We start from the raw sequence: 4631 nt of genomic DNA on the forward strand, positions 1-4631 counted from the left end.
TTCAAGTTATTGAATTTCAGATACTTACGCATTATAAAATTATACGGCTAAATTACTGCTGTAGAATCATGACCCCACAATACTAAGTAGAATCCACAGTTTGGATTAATTAACTTGGTCCAATTAAAATACTCAAAGTTATAATTATTACGCACTTTATTTATAATATATTGATATAGTGCTAAAAAAGAAGTATCTTTAAAAAACAAAAAAAACTTACATTAGTACTGTTTAATAATATACTAACAAGCATGACTGAACATTTATGGAATAAGCCTAAACAAGAAGATAAGTTCAAAATCCAGTTTCGCTGTAGCCGCCGGCCTGATGAACATTCAGGATTAGCAGATTTTGAAGTTAATAAGTGTTACACCGGAAGAACTTATAACGGATTATACGAAATAGCTCCAGAATGGGGGCGGGGTAAACCATCGGTTTTATTAAGACGAAGGCTGTTTGACCGTTACTTCGAAGTAATGCCAATTATGAGCCAATCATAATTGAGAAAATTCAATGGGTATAAAAGAGTCTATATCTATAGGGTAATCAATAAGCAACTCGAGCATTGTACGTCACAATGCTCTTTTTTTTACTGTATGCAGTATTCAAGTTTGCTTAGACGCACAGCGTTGTGCTATTTTTAATATTAGAGCATTAAACAGGAAAAGAAAGTACTTTCCACTACGCTGTAGGCTACCACCTAGTCTTCATAATTGAGCAGCCCCATGGGAAGGCTGATTAAAGTAATTTCACGAAAATAAGGAATAAATTGTCAGTAGTGTTTGAAAAGATAACTGCGCCTTTTATCCTTGCTTAAATCAATAGGGAGTAAGCTTGAAGTTACTAAACCTAAAACTTAGGAATAACATTCTAATGCTAGATTAGACCGCTTGAGCCAATTGCTGTGCAGCTTGGACTATAAGCTTATTATTACGCCGATGTGCTAAACAGCTCTGAATATAGTCTACACTATATCCGGTATTCTTACTTATAGTTTCGTACTCTTCTTTTGCTAAAAGCTTTTTTATGTGGCGGATATTTTCCATATTTGTTCTTGTTATAAGTACAAGTTAATGCTTTTTAAAAGTATTATCCAAGCTTTTTATTCTTTTTGTAAGCATAATTTTTCACAAATGGCTGATAATCAATACAAAATTTCCGTAAACGAACGCTTTTTTGAATGCATCCATATGCTTAAAAGCCGTAAAGAAATTAGCTCCGACCGGGAGTTTGCTCTAGCAATCGAGATTTCTCCATCCAATTTAGGTGACATTAAAGCGAATCGCCGCTCAGTTACTATTGAAATTCTGAATCGGGCTTTAGATAAATTTAAGATCAACAGTGCCTACATAATTTCAGGGTTAGGTCAGCCATTCGTAAGTAAAGAATCAGGAAATCTGCCTACTAAAACGAAGGAAGTAATCATGGTAGCCACTCAAGATACCGAGGGGAATACAACTGTTCCACTTATCAATCATAAAGCTGCTGCTAATTTTATGACGGGTTACCAAACTCAGGAATTCTTCGAGGAGCGAGAAAGTATTCTTCTTCCCGATTATATGATTAAAAACGGACAGTGCTACGGTGTGCAGGTGAGCGGTGATAGTATGGAGCCTACCATGATGGAAGACGATTGGGCAATTTGCCGACTTCTTGATAATAGCGCTTACCGAAACATTGCCGACGGAGGAGTATACGTGATTGTATCTCACGATCGGGGTATTCAAATTAAGCGTATTCGTAACCGCTTACACCAGTACGGGTATATCCGTTGTTTATCTGATAATCCCAAACATGCTCCGTTTGATATTCCTGAAGAGGAACTTTTGCAAATTTGGAAGGTAGAGTGGCACTTGCGATCCTATTTGCCTGAACCAAAGCCTGAGATTGATGACATTCAAGATAAACTCAACCAAATGACCGAGATGCTTCGTTTGCAAAATCGAAGGGATACTAATAACGGCTTATCGCAAAATTAGCGTAAGTAACGGTGAAATAATAAATTTTCGTTTTGATCTGATTATTTTGCGTTGCCCTAAAAAGCGTAGGAAGGGTCTAAGCATTGATGAAGCTCTCCAACGAAGTGACAACGCGAAAGAAGCGCTTATAAAACGATAAGGTTATTGTTCTACCATCAATAGAAGACGAAAAGTATATATCTGCTTTTTCTTTTGGATTAACCGACCAAACGTTGCAGATTTGACCTTTACCGATTGTCTAATACTGTGTTCATGATTCATTATAAGTCTCCGGAAGAGATAGAGCTAATTAGAGAAAGTGCTTTGCTTGTCTCTAAGACTCTTGGCATGCTTGCTGCTGAAATACAGCCCGGAGTTACCCCTCTACATCTGGATCAGCGAGCTGAAGAGTTCATCCGAGATCATGATGCCGACCCGGGCTTCTTGGGTTTATATGGTTGTCCGAGCACGTTGCTAACTTCGGTCAATGAACAAATTGTTCATGGTTTACCAAATAACCGTCCTTTAGAAGAGGGCGATATTGTATCAATAGACTGCGGTGCCAAAAAAAATGGTTACTACGGCGATCATGCGTACACCTTCTCAATAGGAGAAATTTCTCCCGAAGTAGAAAAGTTATTAGATGTTACACTGCAGTGTTTATATAAAGGAATTGAGCAGGCACATAAAGGTAACCGAATCGGAGATATTAGTTATGCTATACAACAACATGCCGAACAGCATGGCTACGGAGTTGTGCGCGAGTTAGTAGGGCACGGATTAGGTAAGAAAATGCATGAGTCGCCTGAAGTACCCAACTATGGTAAGCGTGGTAAGGGTTCTAAAATTAAAGACGGTTTAGTAATTGCCATTGAACCAATGATTAACCTGGGCACTCGGCGGGTGAAACAACTAAGTGATGGTTGGACGATTGTAACAGCCGACGGAGCTCCTGCCGCCCACTTTGAACACGATGTGGCAATTGTAGACGGTAAACCAGAAATCCTCAGCACGTTTGAGTATATTGAGGAAGCACTAGCCAAGAAGATGGTTTCCTGAAGATCAGGACTTAAGAGATATTTCTTACTGCCTCATAATTTAGTACCTCTATAGTATCTCCCCCAACGCCATAGCGTAGATATTTAGTTTAATAAGCTGCTCTACAATCGGTTCTGTTAGAGAAAAACTGGAAGACACGGGCACTACTGTCTTTCCTTCGTGTTCGGGGAAGCAATCAAAAACCTGCTTAGCTTCTCAGTAAACCTTCGTACTTGGTCTGCATCCAGATTAGGCTTCGCTTCATTAATAAATAACTAGTTATTGCAGCTAATGACCACGTCAAACTCAGTCATCTGTTTCCGATTTTTTTGAATATGACGCAATACCCGCAACGCATAGCTATCAAGTTCTTGGCTTCCAAAATGAACTTAAGCATAGTTTTAATATTGGGAGCCGCAAAATCTTCAGCTGCTGTTCTTAGTTTATTGGCTAAATCGCCCCACTGTTTATTTGACTCTTTCCGATACTAGTCCATCTTTTCGTTGAAGTCTTTCATCTCCCCGTCCCGCTGCTGACGATTTCGCTTCACCTCTTCTAAAGTCTTTCACATCCATTTCCCTCTGCTGACGGTCAAGTTGCATCTCTTCTTTAAACCCGACCATTTCACGTTGCAAAGCAAGTGTACCCTCTTCAACCCGTTTCAGCGATTTATTGGTCTGCACAATAAACTCTCCCAATACGGCTTCCAGCGTGCTAAACCCGTTCCTTAACTGCTTCGTCCATACTATCAATGAATCTATATCCTTAATCTACAGATTATCAAGGTAATTGTTAAACACTAATCTTCTCACGCCTTCCCGCCAGCGTTCTGAATTCTGACAAACGGTCAACCATTTCAGTGAACTCTTCTACGGATATATGCTGATGCGTATCGCACTTAGCGGTACCTACTTCTATCAGCATTCCATCGTAAAGGTAGTGCTCATCATTTAGCTTCATTTGCATAGCTTCCACAGTTTTCTTCACAATCTGATCTCGCATTTTAGGACCTAATGAGTGGCTAGGATCAAAGTAGAGCTGAACATTTTTATCTAAGTGTCGGGCTTTGGTTCGCTTGGCCGCGTGGTGAATCGGCAGATTACGATACTCACCCTTAGCGGGAAGGTCGCAGCCACGTTGAATCAGAATAATTTCCGGAGCTAACTTTGAGTAGTCAACCAGTCCGTCCCAAACTGTTTCGATACTGGTTTTACCAGAAAAGTCTTCGGTTTCGGAAATAGAGTATTCTTCGCCTAGCCACTTACCGTTTTTGAGGCCTACCATCCAGCCGTGCTCTTCAGCAAATCCGGCCATCTGGCGTACGTGCCAGCCTAATTGATCTACTGCCGAGTTCCAAACCAAAAATGGGTCCGAGGAAAAAGACTTTTTAATACAAGCCAACTGAATAGCCGGAAGCATAATTTCCGAAGAGGCAATCATCCCCGTATCTCGGTACAGCTTTTCGGCTATTTGTACAGTAGGTAGTGGAACTAGATCGTCGGCATTACCTCCGTGACCAAAAATATTAAAGTTCTTCATGATAGCCTCAAAATCGTAGCCCATGAATCCTTTATCGGTATTGTCTTTGTCGAAGTTGGTGCGAGACTTTAAACCCACCGTGCGCGCGCCATATAC

General features: G+C 40.3%; 5 protein-coding genes. 3 read left to right on the forward strand and 2 right to left on the reverse strand.

Going from position 1 to position 4631, the window contains the following annotated elements; translation table 11 throughout:
* Window positions 1–251: 251 nt before the first annotated feature.
* From WBA23_RS24335 to map, 3 genes are all read left to right on the forward strand, one after another.
* Window positions 252–500 carry a hypothetical protein gene (locus WBA23_RS24335; protein WP_424584877.1) on the forward strand — a complete coding sequence of 83 codons (249 nt, stop codon included), beginning with the start codon at window positions 252–254 and terminating at the stop codon, window positions 498–500.
* Window positions 501–1133: 633 nt separating this feature from the next.
* Window positions 1134–1979, forward strand: a complete 846-nt coding sequence (locus WBA23_RS24340) for a S24 family peptidase (protein WP_424584878.1) — start codon at window positions 1134–1136, stop codon at window positions 1977–1979.
* A 252-nt stretch (window positions 1980–2231) separates the two neighbouring features.
* Window positions 2232–3017, forward strand: a complete 786-nt coding sequence (gene map, locus WBA23_RS24345) for a type I methionyl aminopeptidase (RefSeq protein WP_424584879.1) — start codon at window positions 2232–2234, stop codon at window positions 3015–3017.
* 446 nt (window positions 3018–3463) lie between these two features.
* Here the strand turns inward: map and WBA23_RS24350 are convergent, their stop codons facing one another.
* Both WBA23_RS24350 and WBA23_RS24355 read right to left on the reverse strand, forming a co-directional pair.
* Entirely contained in the window at window positions 3464–3748 is a 285-nt protein-coding gene (locus tag WBA23_RS24350) for a hypothetical protein (RefSeq protein WP_424584880.1), read from the reverse strand.
* Between the two features lie 40 nt (window positions 3749–3788).
* Window positions 3789–4631, reverse strand: an 843-nt coding sequence (locus tag WBA23_RS24355) for a hypothetical protein (RefSeq protein WP_424584881.1), incomplete at its 5' end; no start/stop codon positions are given.

It is taken from the genome of Tunicatimonas sp., from assembly GCF_049647865.1.
Classification (GTDB): Bacteria; Bacteroidota; Bacteroidia; order Cytophagales; family Cyclobacteriaceae; genus Tunicatimonas.

Coding starts and splice junctions, on each gene's coding strand:
- map (WP_424584879.1), top strand. CDS start 2,232: ATGATTCATTATAAGTCTCCGGAAGAGATAGAGCTAATTAGAGAAAGT.
- WBA23_RS24340 (WP_424584878.1), top strand. CDS start 1,134: ATGGCTGATAATCAATACAAAATTTCCGTAAACGAACGCTTTTTTGAA.
- WBA23_RS24335 (WP_424584877.1), top strand. CDS start 252: ATGACTGAACATTTATGGAATAAGCCTAAACAAGAAGATAAGTTCAAA.